At 62.1% G+C, this 18,711-nt stretch carries 19 protein-coding genes; 11 read left to right on the plus strand and 8 right to left on the minus strand.

Annotation, left to right across the window (positions count from 1 at the left end; all coding sequences use genetic code 11):
• Positions 1-387 precede the first annotated feature (387 nt).
• Together EN990_RS16130 and EN990_RS16135 are read left to right on the plus strand one after the other, a co-directional pair.
• A complete protein-coding gene (locus tag EN990_RS16130; protein ID WP_127224210.1) occupies positions 388-1,368 on the plus strand; it encodes a hypothetical protein in 981 nt (326 codons plus the stop codon).
• Positions 1,369-1,580: 212 nt separating this feature from the next.
• Positions 1,581-2,342: an SDR family NAD(P)-dependent oxidoreductase gene (locus EN990_RS16135; protein WP_127369480.1), complete on the plus strand. Its 762-nt coding sequence runs from the start codon at positions 1,581-1,583 to the stop codon at positions 2,340-2,342.
• A gap of 28 nt (positions 2,343-2,370) precedes the next feature.
• Here EN990_RS16135 and EN990_RS16140 read toward each other — a convergent pair whose 3' ends face one another.
• On the minus strand, positions 2,371-2,940 hold the full coding sequence (locus tag EN990_RS16140; protein WP_027161123.1) for a TMEM175 family protein: 570 nt from the start codon (positions 2,938-2,940) through the stop codon (positions 2,371-2,373).
• A 118-nt stretch (positions 2,941-3,058) separates the two neighbouring features.
• Positions 3,059-3,760 carry a GntR family transcriptional regulator gene (locus EN990_RS16145; RefSeq protein WP_245461027.1) on the minus strand — a complete coding sequence of 234 codons (702 nt, stop codon included), beginning with the start codon at positions 3,758-3,760 and terminating at the stop codon, positions 3,059-3,061.
• A gap of 229 nt (positions 3,761-3,989) precedes the next feature.
• Here EN990_RS16145 and EN990_RS16155 point away from each other — a divergent pair, with 229 nt between their 5' ends.
• The 9 genes from EN990_RS16155 to EN990_RS16195 all read left to right on the plus strand — a co-directional run bounded on the left by EN990_RS16155 (position 3,990) and on the right by EN990_RS16195 (position 12,983).
• Positions 3,990-5,030 carry an ABC transporter substrate-binding protein gene (locus EN990_RS16155; RefSeq protein ID WP_127370427.1) on the plus strand — a complete coding sequence of 347 codons (1,041 nt, stop codon included), beginning with the start codon at positions 3,990-3,992 and terminating at the stop codon, positions 5,028-5,030.
• An 82-nt stretch (positions 5,031-5,112) separates the two neighbouring features.
• The gene (locus tag EN990_RS16160; protein ID WP_013528516.1) at positions 5,113-6,195 is read left to right on the plus strand and encodes an ABC transporter ATP-binding protein; all 1,083 of its coding nucleotides are present in this window, start codon (positions 5,113-5,115) and stop codon (positions 6,193-6,195) included.
• Positions 6,195-7,121 carry an ABC transporter permease gene (locus tag EN990_RS16165; protein ID WP_127369844.1) on the plus strand — a complete coding sequence of 309 codons (927 nt, stop codon included), beginning with the start codon at positions 6,195-6,197 and terminating at the stop codon, positions 7,119-7,121. The genes EN990_RS16160 and EN990_RS16165 overlap by 1 nt, the downstream gene beginning before the upstream one ends.
• Positions 7,118-7,918, plus strand: a complete 801-nt coding sequence (locus EN990_RS16170; protein WP_127369843.1) for an ABC transporter permease — start codon at positions 7,118-7,120, stop codon at positions 7,916-7,918. The genes EN990_RS16165 and EN990_RS16170 overlap by 4 nt, the downstream gene beginning before the upstream one ends.
• Before the next feature lie 64 nt (positions 7,919-7,982).
• Positions 7,983-9,569 (plus strand): gamma-glutamyltransferase, encoded by a 1,587-nt coding sequence (gene ggt, locus EN990_RS16175; protein WP_013528519.1) that lies wholly within the window; start codon positions 7,983-7,985, stop codon positions 9,567-9,569.
• Positions 9,570-9,657: 88 nt separating this feature from the next.
• On the plus strand, positions 9,658-11,184 hold the full coding sequence (locus EN990_RS16180) for an acyl--CoA ligase (protein WP_013528520.1): 1,527 nt from the start codon (positions 9,658-9,660) through the stop codon (positions 11,182-11,184).
• A 2-nt stretch (positions 11,185-11,186) separates the two neighbouring features.
• Positions 11,187-12,167 (plus strand): 2-dehydropantoate 2-reductase, encoded by a 981-nt coding sequence (locus EN990_RS16185; protein ID WP_013528521.1) that lies wholly within the window; start codon positions 11,187-11,189, stop codon positions 12,165-12,167.
• A gap of 95 nt (positions 12,168-12,262) precedes the next feature.
• Positions 12,263-12,646, plus strand: coding sequence for a VOC family protein (locus EN990_RS16190; RefSeq protein ID WP_127369107.1), 384 nt, complete (start codon positions 12,263-12,265; stop codon positions 12,644-12,646).
• Between the two features lie 103 nt (positions 12,647-12,749).
• Positions 12,750-12,983: a hypothetical protein gene (locus EN990_RS16195; protein ID WP_024502111.1), complete on the plus strand. Its 234-nt coding sequence runs from the start codon at positions 12,750-12,752 to the stop codon at positions 12,981-12,983.
• Between the two features lie 201 nt (positions 12,984-13,184).
• Here the strand turns inward: EN990_RS16195 and EN990_RS36150 are convergent, their stop codons facing one another.
• From EN990_RS36150 to EN990_RS16220, 6 genes are all read right to left on the minus strand, one after another.
• Complete coding sequence (locus EN990_RS36150) at positions 13,185-13,667, minus strand: gamma-glutamylcyclotransferase family protein (RefSeq protein WP_245460980.1); 483 nt, start codon at positions 13,665-13,667, stop codon at positions 13,185-13,187.
• A 56-nt stretch (positions 13,668-13,723) separates the two neighbouring features.
• Positions 13,724-14,668, minus strand: coding sequence for a hypothetical protein (locus EN990_RS36155; RefSeq protein ID WP_245460981.1), 945 nt, complete (start codon positions 14,666-14,668; stop codon positions 13,724-13,726).
• 336 nt (positions 14,669-15,004) lie between these two features.
• Positions 15,005-16,063: an aminopeptidase gene (locus EN990_RS16205; RefSeq protein ID WP_127369108.1), complete on the minus strand. Its 1,059-nt coding sequence runs from the start codon at positions 16,061-16,063 to the stop codon at positions 15,005-15,007.
• Between the two features lie 91 nt (positions 16,064-16,154).
• Positions 16,155-16,802 carry a class I SAM-dependent methyltransferase gene (locus tag EN990_RS16210; protein WP_024502114.1) on the minus strand — a complete coding sequence of 216 codons (648 nt, stop codon included), beginning with the start codon at positions 16,800-16,802 and terminating at the stop codon, positions 16,155-16,157.
• Positions 16,803-16,829: 27 nt separating this feature from the next.
• A complete protein-coding gene (locus EN990_RS16215; RefSeq protein ID WP_024502115.1) occupies positions 16,830-17,801 on the minus strand; it encodes a branched-chain amino acid ABC transporter permease in 972 nt (323 codons plus the stop codon).
• A 22-nt stretch (positions 17,802-17,823) separates the two neighbouring features.
• A complete protein-coding gene (locus EN990_RS16220; RefSeq protein ID WP_024502116.1) occupies positions 17,824-18,711 on the minus strand; it encodes a branched-chain amino acid ABC transporter permease in 888 nt (295 codons plus the stop codon).

Below are 18,711 nucleotides of genomic sequence, written 5' to 3' on the forward strand. Positions count from 1 at the left end.
CGCTTCAGTTCAAGTTCGGCAGACCTCATAGATCTCATGCGGACGACCTAGCTGGTCATGAACTCAGCCTGTTCATCGTGCCAGCCCTTCATCCACCTTTCACGGCGACCGCTATCCGTATAGGGGCATTTGCGCAGCGGGACGTGGCGTCGACAGGCTTTCTGCCCCTCTTCATAGACCGACCCGCCACCGTGAAGGTGCTCTTGTAAAAGGGCGGCACTGATTGTTGACTTCGGCATTTCATTGTCTCCGGTTTGAGTGCCGGAACATGGGAACGCGGCGACGGGGCAACAATCCGCAATTTTCGAACATCTATGGGAAAAGCGTCGACCTGTCCGTTACTTCCTTCTCCATCATATAATTGTTCCGCACGACCGGAGGTCCTAAGTGACGCTTGAAGAAGCTATTGCCGAGCATATGCAGCTAATCGACTTGGAGCTTCAGGTGGAGGAGCTCCCACTTTGGCAACGTCCGCTTAGGGCTTCAATCAAGTTCGTTCTAGAAAGCATTCTGGACATTCGGGGCGACACGAAGGAGGATTTTGCAGGGAAACCATGGTTTGCGGTGATCTTCCACCATATTGAGACATGGTATCGCGATACCTACGGAAGTGCTTTTGATCAGAGTAGCGGGGAGGGTTTTGCGTCGGGCGTAGTGCTTGTTCGGCATGTCCCGATTGAAATCCGCGTTCCACTAACACGCACCACGCCGGGGACACCTGGTGAAACCGTTTGGCTTCATTTCCCCCTTGGCATTGAACAGGGCGAGACGCCCACCGACTGGCTCGTAAACCCGCCCAACCTCGCGAAGATAGACCTGACGGAAAGCCGAAAACTGAAAACGAGGACGACGGCGGTGGCCACCGCCTTGCGCAGGATCAGAATGAACACGATGGGAGTGACCGCGCCGGATCATGAAATCACGGAATTGATTGATGGGGTTCTTTCTGATCTTCAAAACGCGGCAATAGGTCTGCTTACTGATAGTGATACCGCAAGGGGCGCTGCAATGTGGTCGATGCAGATGGCAATCGAACGGACGATAAAGGCATTCATTCTTCAAAAGACAGGCAGAAAGTATCGTGAAACCCACGACCTTTTTTACCTTTACGACGACGCGCTTCCGCATTGTTCCGGCATCAACCGCGGCCTCCTAAAGAAGCTCCCCAATTCACGCGAGATGATGGAAGGACGGTACGGTCTGGGTACGAAATGGACAATCCGCTATGCGACGGAAGCCTACTTCGCGGCGCTCATGCTCATTTCCGAGTTCTCAGCCCGGTATGATCGCAAGATAAGTGTCGGCGGCAGTCGGGTCCACCTCAAGCGTCCACCTTGGCTCACCTTGCCGAAGCCTGTCACAACCTAGGACTATTTCCCCCTACTTCTTTTTCACAGCCGCGAGCTGGTCGGACTGAATTTCCATGATGGAACGTGTTTCGGGTTTCCATACCGTCGACGCGCTGCATGCGATTTAACAGGAAAAATAGGCGCGCTATGTACCCCATGGATTATATGGTTCGACGATTGTGACCGCTGGCGTTCGACCGCGCACGGCAGGCGGAACCAACGGAGCCTGAATTGACATCCATCACTACCACCAAGCGAGCACTTATCACCGGGGCCGGAGCGGCCGACGGCATCGGCTTTGCCATTGCCCGGCAGCTCGGCCAAGCCGGCCATGCCGTTTTTCTCACCGGTGCCAGTGCACGTGTGCTCGATCGCGCCGTTGAGCTCCGTGCAGAAGGCATCGATGCCAGGGCCGCAATCGCCGATCTCACCATCGCTGCCGATGTCACGCGGCTGCGGGCCGATGTCGGCGCGGTCGATATACTGGTCAACAATGCCGGCATGGGCTCGCTGGCATCGCCATCGGTCGACAAGGCGTTTCTCGCCATGACCGAGGCCGACTGGGATCAGGGGATCGACGTCAGCCTGAAGACGGCATTCCTCGTCACGAAGGCGTTTCTGCCGGCGATGGTCGAAGCGGGCTACGGGCGCATCGTCAATGTGGCGTCGGTCACCGGGCCGCTGGTGTCTTTCGAAGGCACATCAGCCTATTCCGCCGCCAAGGCCGGCATGGTCGGCCTGACACGCACGCTGGCGCTCGAAGTGGCGAAAAGCGGCGTGACCGTCAATGCCGTGGCTCCCGGCTGGATCGAAACAGGGTCGTCGAGCGAGATGGAGCGGCAAGCCGCCCTGAATACGCCGCCGGCGCGGGCCGGGCGACCGGATGAGGTGGCCGCCGCGGTCGTGTTCCTGGCCTCGGAAGGCGCCAGCTATGTCAACGGCGCCCTGCTGGTGGTCGATGGCGGCAACAGCCTTCAGGAGCGCAAGGGCTGAAGCCGTTTAACGCGTCGGGTGCGAGAATTCAGCCTTTGCCCGAGCTTTTGCCTGCCCCCGGCGCTTCCGGCCTGAGATAGACGGCCAAGCAGCAGCAACAGATCGCCAAGCCCGCGACTGGATATTTCAGGGCGACCAGCCCCGCCAGCGCGAATAGACAGAGCGTCGCGAGCGACCGGATGCGCATGCGCTTGCGCACCGCGAGCGGAACCGCGTTCTCCGGCATCGGGTCGATGAGTTCGCGGATCAGAAGAATGTAGGTCAGGTTCACCAGGAAGAAGACGGCGGCATAGAAGGCGACCGGCTGCGGCGCCAGCTCGCTGACCGCCATCCACGCGGTCGCCAGCGGCAGCAGCGAAACCGAGAACAGATGTGCGAAATTGTACCACATCAGGCTGGCTGTCGCCTCCCTGGCGTGGCGTAACAGATGATGATGGTTCGCCCAGACGATGGCGATGAAGAGATAGCTGACGCTGTAGCTCAGCCATGTCGGCCAGAGCTCCAGAAGCGCCTTGAACGTCGGCAACTCCGGCGGGCGCAAGTCGAGGACCAGCACCGTGATGAGGACGGCGAACACGCCATCCGAAAATGCGCTCAACCGATCGAGCCCTGTCGAGGGAAGCACTGGACCGTCCTCGTCGCAGTTCGTGAGACATATAGTAGTGCTGTCGATAGCAATATCCATATGGACCATCTGACGCCGCCACCAGCGCCGCTCAGGACGCCTTGGCCAGAAAACTCTGGTAGTCCGATTTCGCCTGCAGCAGGCGCAGCACATTGTCGCGCGAGCCCCTTACGTGGGCGCGGGCCAGCGTGCCGGCTCGGGCGGCATCGCCGGCGCAGATCGCCTCGACGATCTCGGCATGCTCGTCGCGGGCGATCTTCCATTCGTCGAGCCACAACAGTTCGGTCCAGACATAGTGCTGGCACTTGTCGAGGATGCCGCACAGCATGCCATGCAGCATCGCATTGCCGCTGATTTCGGCGATGACGCGGTGCAGGTCGATGCCGACTTCGAGCTCCTGGAATTTTTCGCGCGTGGTGCGCTCCGGAATGGCGGCCAGCCGCTCGCATTCGGCCAGCATGACACGCAGCCGCGCCTTGTCCTGTTCCGTCGCAGCAGCGGCGGCCAGTTCCGTCGCGTGGCCGTCGAGCAGTTCGCGGATCTCGAAGGCCTCGCGGAACATGTTGATGTCGAACTCGGTGACGACATAGCCCTGGCGCGGCCGGCCGGTGACCAGGCCGTCGCGCTCGAGGCGGTTGAAGGCCTCGCGCACCGGCGTGCGGCTGACATTGAGTTTTGCGGCGATGTCGTTCTCGGTGACGCGCGATCCCGGCGGGATCTGGCCGGTCACGATCATCGCCTTGAGCGCGGAATAGACCGAGTCGCGCAGCGTGTTTTTGGTTTCCTTGGCCAAGTTCCGTTTCCAGTTCTCCGGTCTTTCTGCCGGCATACGTTCTCACGCATAGCTGTATTCAAAGTCGGCGCGGTTTGCCACGCTCCGGCGCCCCATCTCCCAGCCCGGGTCGACGACCCCAGGCGCGCCGATCGGTGTTGACATCGCTGATCCCGAAGCTACACTTTAAATTGTATACAAAATAGCATGCGAAATCAAAAACAATGGGAACACCGGTGGAGAGCCGAAAATGAACAGGACCAGAAGCATCAGCGTTGTCGCGGTGGCCGCCCTCGTGGCAGCGGTCGCGGCCCCCGCCGTGGCGGGCGATACCATCACTGTCGCCTCGTGGGGCGGCACCTACCAGGAAGCGCAGACCAAGGCGTTCTTCAAGCCGACAGCCGACGCGCTCGGCATCACCATCAAGGAGGACACCACCAACGGCCTCGACGACGTCCGGCTGCAGGTGACCGGCAATGCAGTGAAATGGGACATCACCGAACTTGGCGCCGACGAATGCGCGCGCGGTTCGAAGGAAGGGCTGTTCGAAAAGCTCGACTACGGCATCATCGATAAGACCGGCATCAACCCGAAGCTTGTCCACGATGACTGGGTCGGCATTTCCTACACCTCCGTCGTGCTGATCTACCGGACTGATGTGTTCGGCGACAAAGGCCCCAAGACCTGGGCCGACTTCTGGAACGTGGAAAAGTTTCCGGGACGGCGCGCGTTGAGCGGCAGCCAGGCGACCGAAACGCTGAGCGTCGCGGCTCTCGCCTCGGGCCTGCCGATCGACAAGGTCTATCCCGTGGATGTCGACGGCGCGCTGAAATCGGTCGACAAGATCCGTGGCCATGTCGACGCCTGGTGGACCTCCGGCGCGCAGGCCATGCAACTGGTGAAAGACGGCGAAGTCGACATGGCGAGCATCTGGAACGGCCGCGCCGGCACCTTGAAGAAGGAAGGCGCGCCGGTCAGCTTCTCCTTCGATCAGGGCGTGCTGACCGCCGACTGCATGGTCATCCCCAAGGGTGCCAAGAACAAGGAAGCCGCGATGAAGGCGCTTGCGATGTTCGTCAGCCCGCAGCTGCAGGCCAATCTGCCGCTCTACGTCGACAATGGCCCGGTAAACGAGAAGGCTTTCGAGACCGGCAAGATCCCGCAGGACAGGATCAAGGACATCAATTCGGCGCCCGAAAACGTCAAGAAGCAGGTGTTGCAGGATGCAGAATTCTGGCGCGACAATCTGATCGAGGCGACGGAGAAGTTCAACAATCTGATCCAGCAATAGGCTGCGGACACAAGCTTACGGCGGGCAGCGTAACCAGCCACTGCCTCGCCACCTGTTCTCTGCGGCTAAGGAGCGAAAAATCTTGTCCATTGCGCCATCCGCGTTGCCCATCGGCATGCGCGGGATCGAGAAACGATTTGGCAGCGTGCCTGTGCTGCGCGACCTTAACCTCGATGTCGAGGCCGGCGAATTCCTGACGCTGCTCGGCCCTTCCGGTTCCGGCAAGACGACGCTGCTGATGATCCTGGCCGGTTTCGTGCGGGCCAATGCCGGCTCGATCAGGGTCGGCGGCGACGAGATCATCACCACGCCGCCGCACAAGCGCAACATCGGCATGGTGTTCCAGAACTACGCGCTGTTTCCGCACATGAACGTCTTCCACAACATCGCCTTTCCGCTGAAGCAGCGCGGCGTCGCCGCGGCCGAGACGGCCGAACGTGTCGAGAAGGCGCTCGATCTGGTGAAATTGCAGGGCCTGGGCGAGCGCCGGGTCGACCAGCTCTCCGGCGGCCAGCGACAGCGTGTGGCGCTGGCGCGCGCCATCGTCTTCGAGCCGCGCATCGTGCTGATGGACGAACCCTTGTCGGCGCTCGACAAGGGCCTGCGCGAGCACATGCAGATCGAGCTGCGCGCCCTGCATCGCCGGCTCGGCATGACCACCGTCTATGTCACGCACGACCAGCGCGAAGCCATCACCATGTCCGACCGCATCGCGGTCATGAACGCCGGGCGCATCGAACAGCTCGACAAGCCTGAAACCCTCTACGCCAGGCCGCAAACGCGATTTGTGGCCGGCTTCATCGGCGAATCGAATTTCATTCCGGTCGAGTGCCGCAACGGCTCCGTCTGGTACGAGGACCGGAGAATCCATACCGCGGCACCAGTGCCGGCGGCAGGCCAGCACCTGATGGTGGTGCGGCCGGAAAAGCTGCGGCTCCTGGCAGACGCCGAACCGACAAGCGGCGTCAACGTGCTCGAGGCGAAAGTCAGCGACATCATCTATCAGGGCGACAGCTTCGTCTGCTACGCGGCGTTGCGCGACGGCCGCCAGCTGACTTTGCGCGACTATTGCCGCAGCGATGTGCTGGCCAAAATGCCGGCGCCCGGCCAGCCAGTCTCATTCGGTCTCGATGCGCAGGACACGATCCTGGTGGCGGCAGACTGATGAGCGCGCAGCCCGCCCTCATGGAAGAGATCGGCAGCGCCGCAGGCCGGGAGCTCAACACGCAGGGACTTCACGCCGACGCCCGGCGTGAATCACTACGGCTGCTGGCGCTGTTGTCGCCAAGCCTGCTTCTGGTCTTCGCCATCATCATCGTGCCGATCGGCTGGCTGTTCTGGCTGTCGCTGTTCGACGAAGCGGGCGGCTTCAGCGCCGCCAATTATGCGCGATTCTTCGAGCAGGCCTCCTACATCAAGACCTTCATCACCACCTTCAAGGTCGCCTTCATCGTCACCGGCGCCTGCGTGCTGCTCGGCTATCCCTTGGCCTACATGCTGTCGCAACTGTCGCGGCGGGCGGCGTCGATCTGCCTGATCTTCGTCATCCTGCCGTTCTGGACATCGGTTCTGGTGCGCACCTATGCCTGGCTGGTGATCCTGCAGCGCAAGGGACTGATCAACAGCTGGCTGATCGATCTCGGAATCATCAGCCAGCCGCTATCGCTCGCCAACAATTTTTCCGGCGTCGTCATCGGCATGACGCATATCTTGCTGCCGTTCCTGGTGCTGCCGCTCTACGCTTCGATGAAGACCATCGACACCGACTGCCTGCGCGCCGGCATGAATCTCGGCGCCGGCCCGACTGCCACCTTCCGGCAGATCTTCTTTCCGCTGTCGCTGCCAGGCCTCGCCTCGGGCGTGGTCATCGTCTTCGTGCTCTGCCTGGGCTTCTTCGTCACGCCGGCTTTGATGGGCGGCGGCAAGGTCATCATGTGGGCGATGCGCATGGAACAGACCACCAGCCTCTATTCAAACTGGGGCGCGGGTGCAGCACTGGGCGTGGTGCTGCTGGTGGTGACGCTGGCGCTTCTCGGCCTGTTCCAGTGGCTGCTCGGCGCGCGTGCCACCGGCGTGTGGAGTTCGAGATGAGTAGGGATCTCGGCCTGCCTATCTCGCACCGGCAACGCCTATGGCTCTATTGCTTCGGCGGCCTCGTGCTGCTGTTCCTGATCGCACCGTCGATCATCATCGTCATCATGTCGTTTTCCGATTCGACGCTGCTGCAATTCCCGCCGCAGCAATGGTCGCTGCGCTGGTACCAGGCCTATTTCGGGTCGCTGGAGTGGCGCGATGCCACGATCGTCTCGGTCAAGGTGGCTGTCATGACCGTGCTGGTGGCGACGCCGCTCGGCACCGCGGCCGCCTATGCCATCAACCGGGGCACGCTGCGCTTCAACGGCACCATCAACGCGCTGCTGACGGCGTCGCTCATCGTCCCTGTGATCCTGATCGGCATCGGCACCTTCTTTCTCTATGCGCGCATCGGCCTCAACAACACGCTGACCGGCCTGGTCATCGCGCATACGGTGCAGGCGCTGCCGTTGGTGGTGCTGACCGTGCTGTCGGGATTGCGCTCCTACGACATGAACCAGGAGCGCGTGGCGCGCAGCCTTGGCGCCGGCCGCGTCGCCGCCTTCTGGCAGGTGACGATGCCGCAGATCCGCTTCTCGATTGTCTCGGGCGCGCTGTTTGCCTTCATCACCTCCTTCGACGAAGTGGTGGTTTCGCTGTTCATATCGGGCGGCGAGACGACGACATTGACGCGCCGCATGTTCAATGCGCTGCGCGACCAGATCGACCCGACGATCGCCGCCATCTCGACCTGCCTGATCGTTCTGTCGGTCGTGCTGTTGTCGGTTGCGCAGATCTTCGGCCGGCGGCATTGATTTCACCAGATCAATTCGCAGAAGTGACCAATTTGCAGAAGTGACTAGGGGATATCCAGACAGAATGCGTGATTTCCAGTTTCCCGGCCGCTCGCCGGTTCGTGCCACCGAGGCGGTTGCCGCGACCTCGCATCCGCTTGCAACGCTTGCGGCCATCGACATGCTGCGCTCCGGCGGCAATGCCATGGACGCCGCGGTCTGCGCCGCCGCCGTGCAGGGTGTGGTCGAGCCGCAATCGACGGGCATCGGTGGCGACTGCTTCGTGCTTTATTCTCCCGGAGGACAAGGCAATGTGCTGGCCTTCAATGGCTCCGGCCGGGCGCCGGCCAGGGCGACGGTCGGCTGGTATCTCGAAAAAGGCTTCGACCGCATCCCGCTGCAGGGTCCGCATGCGGTCACCGTACCGGGCGCCGTCGACGCCTGGAGCCGCCTGCTCGAAGACCATGGCCGCAAGGGCCTTGCCGAGGCGCTGGCGCCGGCCATTCACTATGCCGAGAACGGCTATGTCGTGCACGACCGCGTCGCCTTCGACTGGGCCGAGCCGGAGACCGACCTGTCGGCCGACGAGCATGCCGCGCGCATCTTCCTGCCCGGCGGCAGGGCGCCGAAGGCGGGTGACGTCCATCGGCAGCCGGAACTGGCGGCGACCTTGCGCATCATCGCCAAACACGGCCGGTCCGGTTTCTACGAAGGCGCGGTCGCCGACGATATGGTGAGCCGGCTCAACGAATTGGGCGGACTTCATACGGCCGAGGATTTTGCCGCGACCAGAGGCGACTATGTGGCGCCGGTCAGCACCTCCTATGGCGGCCATGAGATCCACCAGATGCCGCCGAACAATCAGGGGCTGACGGCGCTTTTGATGCTCAATTTGCTGTCGGGCTTCGAGCTTGGCGGGCTCGACCCCAACGGCGCCGAACGCCTGCATCTGGAGATCGAGGCCGGGCGCCTGGCTTACCGCGACCGCGACCGCTATGTCGGCGACCAGGACCATGTCCCGGTGCCCCTGAAGCAGCTCCTGTCCGGCGCCTATGCCGACCGGCTACGCGCCGAGATCGACCGCGACCGCGCCATGACGCATCTGCCGCGCGTCGAGCTGCCCGGCAGCGACACGGTCTATATCTCCATCGTCGACCGCGACCGTAACGCGGTCTCCTTCATCAACTCGACCTATTATTCGTTCGGCAGTGGCGTCGTCGGCCCGAAGACCGGTATCGTGCTGCAGAACCGTGGTTCGAGCTTCCGCCTCGACCCGGCGCATCCGAACGCGATCGCGCCGGGCAAGCGGCCGATGCACACGATCATGCCGGGCATGGCGACGAAGAACGGCCGCGTGGTGATGCCGTTCGGCGTCATGGGCGGCGGTTACCAGCCGTTTGGCCATGTCCACCTGCTCACCAACATGATCGATTTCGGCATGGACCCGCAGCAGGCACTGGATGCGCCGAGGGTGTTTTACAACGATGACACAGTGGAAGCCGAGCGTGGCGTTCCCACTGATGCAACCGAGGGCCTGCGCCGGCGCGGCCACCGCATCGCCGAACCGCATCATCCGCTTGGCGGCGGGCAAGTGGTGCTGATCGACTGGGAGAAGGGGACGCTGACCGGCGCTTCCGATCCGCGCAAGGATGGTTTGGCGCTTGGCTATTGAGGCGATCCGTTGTCCAATGGCGCCCATATCGAGGCAAGCCCGTCAGAAGGGCTCTCGCCAGTAATCGTTCGAAATCCAGCCGGTGATCATGACCCAAACTGAAACCCACGCAGATCTCTCCCGCCGTCTGGCCGCCGGCGCCGACGACGCCCCCGCCATTCTGGCGCTCGATAGGGCAACGCTCAGCCATGGCGGATTGCGCAGCATGATCGCCGACACGGCAAAACAGCTGCATGCGCGCGGCATCGGCCGCGGCGACAGGGTAGCGATCGTGCTGCCGAACGGGCCCGAGATGGCCACCGCCTTCGTCGCCGTGGCGGCCGCCGCCTCGACGGCGCCGCTCAACCCCGCCTACCGGGCCGACGAGCTCGATTTCTACCTGACCGACATCGGCGCCAAGGCGATCCTTGTCGCGGAGGGTGAGACCGGCCCCGCGGTGACGGTGGCCGAGCGCCTCGGCATCGGCGTGCTGCGGCTTGTCGTGCAGCCCGGCACACCCGCCGGCAGTTTTGCTATCGAGGGCGCGGCGATCGGACCGAAGGCCCCGCCCGACATGGCGCAAGACAGCGACATTGCGCTGCTGCTGCATACCTCCGGCACGACATCGCGTCCAAAACTGGTGCCGCTCAGCCATGCCAACATCGCGGCCTCGGCAGCTCATATCGGCGGCACCCTTGGCCTGACGGCCGATGACCGTTGCCTCAATATCATGCCGCTGTTCCACATTCACGGCCTGATCGCGGCCGTGCTGTCGTCGCTGGCTGCCGGCGGCAGCATCTACTGCACGCCGGGTTTCAACGCGCTGCGCTTCTTCCAGTGGCTGAGCGAGGCGCAGCCGAGCTGGTACACGGCGGTGCCGACCATGCATCAGGCGATCCTGGCCCGCGCGGCACGCAACACCGAGGCGCTGGCGGCGGCGCGCCTGCGCTTCATCCGCTCGTCCTCGGCGTCGCTGCCGGCGCAGGTCATGACCGAGCTGGAAGCGACCTTCGGCTGCCCAGTGATCGAATCCTACGGGATGACCGAGGCGGCTCACCAGATGGCCTCGAACCGGCTGCCGCCGGGCCAGCGCAAGCCCGGCAGCGTTGGTGCCTCCGCCGGGCCGGAGGTGGCTGTGATGGCGCCCGACGGGCGGCTGCTCGATGCAGGCGAGACCGGCGAGATCGTCATCCGCGGGCCCAATGTCACGACGGGCTACGAAAAGAACCCGGATGCCAACGCCACGGCTTTCGCGCATGGCTGGTTCCACACCGGCGACCAGGGCGTGCTGGACGGGGATGGCTATCTCAGGGTCACCGGTCGGCTCAAGGAGATCATCAATCGCGGCGGCGAAAAGATCTCGCCACTCGAGGTCGACGATGTGCTGATGGACCATCCGGCGGTGGCGCAGGTCGTCACCTTCGCCATGCCGCATGACAAGCTTGGCGAGGAGGTGGCGGCGGCGGTTGTGCTGCGCGAAGGCATCAGCGCCACTGAGGGCGACATCCGCACCTATGCCGCGACGCGGCTTGCCGACTTCAAAGTGCCGCGCAAGATCCTGATCCTGGACGAGATCCCCAAGGGCGCGACCGGCAAATTGCAGCGCATCGGCCTTGCCGCCAAACTCGGGCTTTGACGATGAAGATCACCATCTTCGGCGCCGGTGCGATCGGCGGCTATCTCGCTGCCAAGCTTGCCGCCGCCGGCCGCACCGATCTCTCGATCGTCGCGCGCGGCGCCCATCTGGAAGCGATCAAGGCAGATGGCCTGCGCCTGATCGAGGATGGCCAGGAGACGTCCGTCCCCGTCCGGGCCGCCGCCAAGGCCGAGGAACTTGGCGTGCAGGATTATGTCGTGCTGGCGCTGAAGGCCCATTCCCTCACCCCGGCGCTCGACCAGATCGCACCGCTGCTTGGGGACCACACATCAGTCGTCACCATGCAGAACGGCGTGCCGTGGTGGTATTTCCACGGCGTCGGCGGGCCACTCGAAGGCACCAGGCTGAACGCGGTCGATCCCGGCGGCGCGATCTGGCAGCGGATTGGACCGGACCGCGTCATCGGCTCGGTCGTCTATCCCGCGGTCGAGGTAGATGCGCCGGGGCTCATCCGCCATGTCGAGGGCAAACGCTTCTCGCTCGGCGAACCCTCGGGCGAGCGCAGCGAACGGGTCACGCTTCTGGCCGAGGAGATGGTCAAGGGCGGCTTGCAGGCGCCGGTGCGCGAAGACATCCGCAGCGAGATCTGGGTAAAACTGTGGGGCAATCTCTCCTTCAACCCGATCTCGGCGCTGACCGGCAGCACGCTTGCCGCGATCGTTGCCGACGAGGGCACCCGCACGCTCGCCCGCACCATGATGCTGGAGGCGCAGGCGATCGGCGAAAGCCTCGGCGTGCGTTTTCCCATCGCGGTCGACCGGCGCATCAAGGGCGCCGGCGATGTCGGCGAGCACAAGACCTCGATGCTGCAGGACCTGGAGCGTGGCCGGCCGATGGAGATCGACGCGCTGGTGAGCGCGGTACAGGAACTTGGCAGGCTAACGGACAAGCCGACCCCGACCATCGATGCCGTGCTGGCGCTGGTGCGGCGGCTGGCGGTGGAACGCGGGTGTTATGGATAATGGGCTCGGGGTTGATCAGCACCGTGGCGAGGGCGCGACGATCCAGGCCTTGAAGCGCCTTGGCCTCATCTCCCAGCTTGACCAGGGTTAGCAGCATGCTGAACGCCATTCACCACGTCGCGCTCATCTGCACCGACTACGACCGGTCGCGACGGTTCTACGTCGAACTCCTCGGCCTCGATCTGATCCGGGAGGTTTATCGGGAGGAGCGGCAGTCATGGAAGGCGGATCTGCGGATCGGGTCGGCCCAAATGGAATTGTTCTCCTTCCCTGCACCGGCGATGCGGCCGTCCCACCCAGAGGCTACAGGCCTGAGACATCTGGCATTCGCGGTGGCTCATCTTGATCCCGTGATTATCCGCCTGGAAGCCGCAGGCGTTGCCGTCGAGCCAATCCGGATCGATCCATACACAGACCAACGGTTTACCTTTTTCAGGGACCCGGATGGATTGCCGCTGGAACTCTACGAAGCCCCATAAGGACGGTTCGATTTCACGATGGGCGCTTTGTACTGACGGTCTCGGTATCGGCGGACCGCGAATCTGTGCTAAGCGCCGCCCAACCAACCAAAGGACGACACCAATGAGCGAACTGACCGTGGCCGAGGCGACCGAGAGCATCTATGCCTCGCTCCGGGCGGACAATGCCGACATCGACACACATATCGCGGCGCTTAAGGCGGCGCTGACGCGAGAGGGGATCAAACAGGCGGTGTTCGATCCGACCAAGCTGGCGCAGAACAACCGCTCGGGCCGCAAGTTGATGCAGGCTTATTTTCGGCAACGCGGCGTGAGCGTGACGTTTTCGGACCAATAGAACCGCGCACGGGCGATCTCAACCGCGCCGTTTCTCGATTCGGTCCGTCGCCATCTGGACGTCGGGACTGCGCTGTATGTTTGCCGCAACGATGTTGATTGCGGCTACCCAAAGCATACATCTGAATGCGGTCGCGTGTTGCGCTTTAAGCGGACATCGGGTCCGCAGTGTGGCCGGGCAACTTGCCCCGACACCGTAGTCTCACCGCCCGAAACTTCCGAGCGTGGCCAGCTGCTTATTGTCCCGTGTCTTGTCGGAATCTTCGATCGCCTCAACCGACTGGATGTATTTGGCAATATACTCCGGTGACAGTCCGTGTTCTCTGCCACCTGCAAGGACAAAGTCCTTATACCAGCTATAAGGTTTGAGGCTGTCGTCGATGTAGTCGGAAGTGGCGAGATATGTAAGGACCTTTCGCCTACGACCTTTGTCATTAATGACCGTGACCGTCGCGTGCTCGTAGCCAATTCCGACGCCTTCGGCCTTGTCTAGCTCAGCACGTTCGGCAGGGTCGAAGCTGAACAGAACCCCGATCACGCTATTCTCGTTGCCAGTGGCCAATGCGTTGCACTTCGCGGACTTGTCGACGCTACGCTTATGAAAACGGAGTTCATGACCCGGCAAGGTGGCGATGCCGAGTGGCTTGCAGCTCGGCATGCGTTCGCGCAGCCGGGCGGTCGACATGTTTGACCCGTAGGCAAAATAGACGACGTGTTCGGGGGGGCCGGTCTCTATGTTCCTCAGCGGTTCGATCGTCCCGGCTTCAGGATCGTTCGTAACGGTACCGTCATTATGCTGCACTCGTCGGTTTCTTCGCCTTCGCGTGTGATGATTGGCCGTCCGTCCTCGAGATCAAGGATTGGAACTGGCCTGCCTGCCCATCCGCAGTCGGCGCAGCGCGGTCGTTCCCAAAGTATACCGGGTGCCTCATTATTTCCGCCATGCTCGGGTTCGAGATGCGGCGAACCGCAGTTCGGGCACTCCGGAGGCACCCCGCGCAACTCGCGAATGATTAGTGATGTCGCCATGCCGATGGCGTGTTGGATCAACGATTGCGCCATCTCGGCATCAATCCAAGTGGCCGACTTTGAATGCGTCAGCCAGTTTGAAAACGTCCATGCGGACTCAAGCGCACTCTTGAGGGTCCCGCGACGCTCTTTGTTGGTGTCGCCCGGCAGAAGATCGTTGCAGATGATCTCCGTCCAAACGCGGAAGTTCGCACGTTGTGGCAGCGTGCCTGTCCATATTGCCGCGTCCTGCGCGACACTGATCAGTTCGAGAAGCGCCTCCCGGCAGCGGACGCCTACAGCTTGATAGTCCGCGAGATTATGCGCTTGCGTCACAGCGGTGCCGGATTCTTCCATCTTCTCGAAGACGGGACCGAACGGGAGTATGCGTAGATCTCCCTCCTGTTGTTTTTCCGTACGCGGAATGCGGAGCATCAGGCCAATATGGAAGGTGAGAGCAAGGTCCATATTTGGGAACTGCTCCTGAGAGTAGAGGTTTGTGCCGCCCGTGATGACCCACCAGCGATCCTTGTTGGTATGGATATCCCACACATCGTGGCGAGTGTTCAGGACAGATTCCGAGTAGACCTTTTGCATAAAGGTCACTTCGAGGTCGGGCGCCTGCCATTCAAAGTATTCCTGGACCTCCTCGATCTCCTCTTCGGTAGCCTTCAACATGATTGTCTCCCGCGAACGCCTGTCATACAGCGCTGCAAAGGGTTTGCGACAGCCTCAACAATAGTCCGATGTCACTGAGCTTTCAAAATCCAGCGCTGCAACGCGGGATATCCGCATTGGGCCAATTTGAGACGTTAGTCCACCGAATTCAGCGGCCGCTGTCACTTGTCGGATGCCGGAACCTGCCGGTCCGTTACCGGCCCATCATGTCGGAGAGGTTTTGGAGCTCGGCCAACCAATGATCCACTCAACTCCTCCATCGGCTGCCGAGTGCATAGGCGATTCATTCCACCAAAATCATAAATCGCGACACTTCTGGCCGTCACTTCGACCGACTCAATAACAGCGATCTGCCGCCGCAAGGGCTTCGGCACGGTGAGCTTGGTCCAGTGCGCCAATCCGTCGGACCGACGCATAGAACCTGACATAGTCGCCCGAGCACAGATCGAACAGGCGGAGAAACGCGGTCACCCGATCGCTATAGACGGAAGTCGCGGCGAGCTTTGCATTGTTGATCGGGGAAGCGAACCAGGCATCGTATCCCCGGTATCGGCCCCAGCGCCTGTCGCGCATGTGTCGGTAGCGCATCCGCAGCCGTTCGATCGCGGCCGTCTTCGCGGCCAGTTTTTGCTCCGAGGTTCCGGCGTTGGAATAGACTTTCGCCAACTCGTCCCGTGTTTGCGACACCAGCGCAAGAAATTCAGCTTTGCGCCTCCGGGCGGCTTCGTAACGGCGCAATGCTGCGGTATCGCCAGCCGCGCGCAGCCATTTTTTCACGCCGGTCGTTTCGACGGCGACAGCGAACGACTCGTTGAATGCGGAATCGTCGTGCACGTAGACGCGCTGGTGGGCCAATTCATGGAACACCAGCCCTGCAAGATAGGTTTTATCCTCGCTGAACATCGTGCTCAGCAGCGGGTCACTCGACCAGCCAAGCGTGGAATATGCGGTGATGCCCGTCACATAGACATCCATGCCCTGTCCTTGAAGTTCGGCAGCGGTTTCAATTGCGGACTTCCTGGAGAAATATCCCCGGTAGGGCACGCAGCCGAAAACGGGAAAACACCATGTTCGCGGCGTCAGCGAGAATGCCGGCGCGGCGAAGACGGCCCATGTCACCGAGTCCCGACCGATATCGACATAGCTGCGGTAGCTGTTGTTGTCGGGCAGCGCCAGTTCATCCGTTGCGAACTGTCGTATGGCGCTCGCCGATGCCATTCGAGCGCGCAATGCCTTCGGCGTCGAAGGGTCCTCGATCAGTTTTCCGACATCCTGGCGCGCCGTCATGATCCGCAGATGACCCTGCACGGATTGCGCATAATATGAAACACTGGTGCAGCCGGTCACACCGGACACCACGATCATAACGGCAACCAATCGAAAGAATGCGCGCATCACGATTTGCCCACAGCAGTGCTCCCGTACCGATCGGGCGATTGTCGCGATTGCCCCAGGTCCCAAGCAGCCGCATCGATTTGATCGAGGTCTATAGCTTTCTAAAGAATCCGGACAGGATATTCGGACCCACTTCCCCAGGGCGCAGTCTGATCCCGTCCTCGAAGCAGTTCAGCGTCATGCATTCGAAGCCGCTGTGTGCGAGGAGTGCCACCAGCGAGTCACGATCGAAGTGGTGGAGGTGCTCGTCGGGAAGACGCATACGCCACGTCCGGAACCAGGCGTCGCCGTCGGCGCCGAGCTCGCGCCAGCGGCAATAAGGGACGGCGACGGCCAGGTAGCGGGCCTTAAGCCGGGCGAGGAAACCCAGATCCGGGATATGCTCAAGCACATCGAACATGGCGACGAGATCCCACGAGCTGGAGAGCGCCTCATCCCAATCGACGAAGCGGACGCCCTTGGGCAGCGGAAACCTGGTTATGTCGCAGCCGGCGCAGTCGGCGACCCCGGTTATTTTCGCGGCTTCGATGAATGTGCCGGTGCCATATCCAATCTCCAGCACGGACCGGGGAATCTCGCCAGTGATCCCCAGCACCCAGCCGAGTCGCTGATATCCGAGCTTGATGGTCCGGTCACTCAGGTCCTCGTAATAGGAAATATACTGCTTGTCATACTTGATCGGTTTGGAGTCGACCTGGTGGATCACGCCAAACCCGTCCACCGCGTAGTTGTCCAACATTGGCGTGCGGCCCCCAGATTCCGGTGCTCAGTCCTTGCCCGCCCGCTTGAAAATCCGCGCATAAAATTCGCCGACGATGCCGCGCCGGAAGATCAGCACGCACACCATGAAGATGAGGCCGGTGGCGATGGTCACCGGAAAGCCGGAAGTGGCAAGCGTGTTTTCCAGGCCAATGACAAGGCTGGCGCCGATGATCGGCCCGACCATGGTGCCGATGCCGCCGAGAAGCGTCATCAGGATCACCTCGCCCGACATCTGCCAGGTGACGTCGGTGAGCGTGGCGAACTGGAAAACGATCGCCTTGAGCGAGCCGGCCAGCCCGGCCAGGGCCGCCGACATGACGAAGGCGCCCAGCTTGTAGTTGGCGACGGAATAGCCCAGCGAAATGGCGCGGTTCTCGTTCTCGCGGATCGAGCGCAGGATCATGCCGAACGGCGAGTTGACGATGCGCCAGATGGCGAAGACGCCGATCAGGAACACCGCCAGCACGAAGTAATACATGTTCAGCGAGACGTTCAGGTCGAGGACGCCAAGCAGCATGCCGCGCGGCACGCCCTGAATGCCGTCCTCGCCTTGCGTGAAGGGCGACTGCACACAGAAGAAGAAGAACATCTGCGACAGCGCCAGCGTGATCATGGCGAAATAGATGCCTTGCCGGCGAATTGCGAAAAAGCCCATGACAAGGCCGAGCAAGGCCGCACCCGCCATGCCGAGCAGAATGCCGGCTTCCGGCGGCCAGCCCCAGACCTTGACGGCATGCGCAGTGAAGTAGGCGGCCCCGCCGAAGAAGGTGGCGTGGCCGAACGATAAGAGCCCGGTATAGCCGAGCAGAAGATTGAACGCGCAGGCAAACAGCGCGAAACACAGCATCTTCATCAGGAAGATCGGATAGATCAGGAAAGGCGCTACCAGCAGCGCCAGGATGCCGAGCCCGACCAGCATCCATTCCAGCCGTGCCGAGGTTTTGGCCGATGCCTCGCGAAGCGTCAGTTCGGTCATGTCAGATGTCCCTTCCGACATGTCAAGCGTCCCTTCCGAACAGGCCAGCCGGCCGGACCAGAAGCACGATGGCCATGATGACGAAGACCACGAGATTGGAGGCCTCGGGGTAGAAGACCTTGGTCAGGCCCTCGGCGAGGCCAAGCATGTAGCCGGTGACGATCGCACCGAGGATCGATCCCATGCCGCCGACCACCACCACCGCGAAGACGACGATGATGAGGTCCGATCCCATAAGCGGGCTCACCTGATAAATCGGTGCTGCTAGAATGCCGGCAAGCCCGGCCAGCGCGGAGCCAAGGCCGTAGGTGAGGGTCAGCAGCAACGGCACGTTGACGCCGAAAGCCTGGACGAGACGGGGATTCTCGGTTGCCGCGCGCAGATAGGATCCAAGCCTGGTCTTCTCGATCAGCGCCCAGGTGCCGAAGCAGACGATCAGCGAGGCGACCACGACCCAGCCGCGATAGTTGGGCAGGAACATGAAGCCGAGATTGGTGCCGCCGGCAAGCAGCGGCGGCACGGCGTAAGGGTTTCCCGAGACGCCGTAATAATAGCGGAAGATGCCTTCGAGCACGAGCGCGAGGCCGAAGGTGAAGAGCAGCCCGTAGAGCGGATCGAGATCGTACAGCCTCGACAGCGCCAGGCGCTCGACCACGACGCCGAAGACGCCAACGATCAGCGGCACAAGGATCAAAGCGGGCCAATAGCCGATGCCGAGATGGGTGAGAAGCAGGTAGCCGACGAAGGCGCCGAACATATACTGGGCGCCATGGGCGAAATTGATGACGCGCAGCAAGCCGAATATGACGGCCAGGCCCAGGCTCAGCATGGCGTAGAACGAGCCGTTGATCAGGCCGACCAGCAACTGGCCGAGGAAGGCCTGAACCGGGATTCCGAAGATCATCGTCAT

The sequence above is a fragment of the Mesorhizobium sp. M7A.F.Ca.US.005.03.1.1 genome, assembly GCF_003997975.1.
In the GTDB taxonomy this organism is placed as follows: domain Bacteria; phylum Pseudomonadota; class Alphaproteobacteria; order Rhizobiales; family Rhizobiaceae; genus Mesorhizobium; species Mesorhizobium ciceri.

Excerpts from the sequence above, each read along its gene's own strand:
- EN990_RS16205 (WP_127369108.1), bottom strand. The coding sequence starts at position 16,063 with ATGCGCGCATTCTTTCGATTGGTTGCCGTTATGATCGTGGTGTCCGGT.
- EN990_RS16165 (WP_127369844.1), top strand. The coding sequence starts at position 6,195 with ATGAGCGCGCAGCCCGCCCTCATGGAAGAGATCGGCAGCGCCGCAGGC.
- EN990_RS36155 (WP_245460981.1), bottom strand. The coding sequence starts at position 14,668 with ATGTTGAAGGCTACCGAAGAGGAGATCGAGGAGGTCCAGGAATACTTT.
- EN990_RS16195 (WP_024502111.1), top strand. The coding sequence starts at position 12,750 with ATGAGCGAACTGACCGTGGCCGAGGCGACCGAGAGCATCTATGCCTCG.
- EN990_RS16215 (WP_024502115.1), bottom strand. The coding sequence starts at position 17,801 with ATGACCGAACTGACGCTTCGCGAGGCATCGGCCAAAACCTCGGCACGG.
- EN990_RS16210 (WP_024502114.1), bottom strand. The coding sequence starts at position 16,802 with ATGTTGGACAACTACGCGGTGGACGGGTTTGGCGTGATCCACCAGGTC.
- ggt (WP_013528519.1), top strand. The coding sequence starts at position 7,983 with ATGCGTGATTTCCAGTTTCCCGGCCGCTCGCCGGTTCGTGCCACCGAG.
- EN990_RS16185 (WP_013528521.1), top strand. The coding sequence starts at position 11,187 with ATGAAGATCACCATCTTCGGCGCCGGTGCGATCGGCGGCTATCTCGCT.
- EN990_RS16190 (WP_127369107.1), top strand. The coding sequence starts at position 12,263 with ATGCTGAACGCCATTCACCACGTCGCGCTCATCTGCACCGACTACGAC.
- EN990_RS16155 (WP_127370427.1), top strand. The coding sequence starts at position 3,990 with ATGAACAGGACCAGAAGCATCAGCGTTGTCGCGGTGGCCGCCCTCGTG.
- EN990_RS16220 (WP_024502116.1), bottom strand. The coding sequence starts at position 18,711 with ATGACGATGATCTTCGGAATCCCGGTTCAGGCCTTCCTCGGCCAGTTG.
- EN990_RS36150 (WP_245460980.1), bottom strand. The coding sequence starts at position 13,667 with ATGTCGACCGCCCGGCTGCGCGAACGCATGCCGAGCTGCAAGCCACTC.
- EN990_RS16170 (WP_127369843.1), top strand. The coding sequence starts at position 7,118 with ATGAGTAGGGATCTCGGCCTGCCTATCTCGCACCGGCAACGCCTATGG.
- EN990_RS16180 (WP_013528520.1), top strand. The coding sequence starts at position 9,658 with ATGACCCAAACTGAAACCCACGCAGATCTCTCCCGCCGTCTGGCCGCC.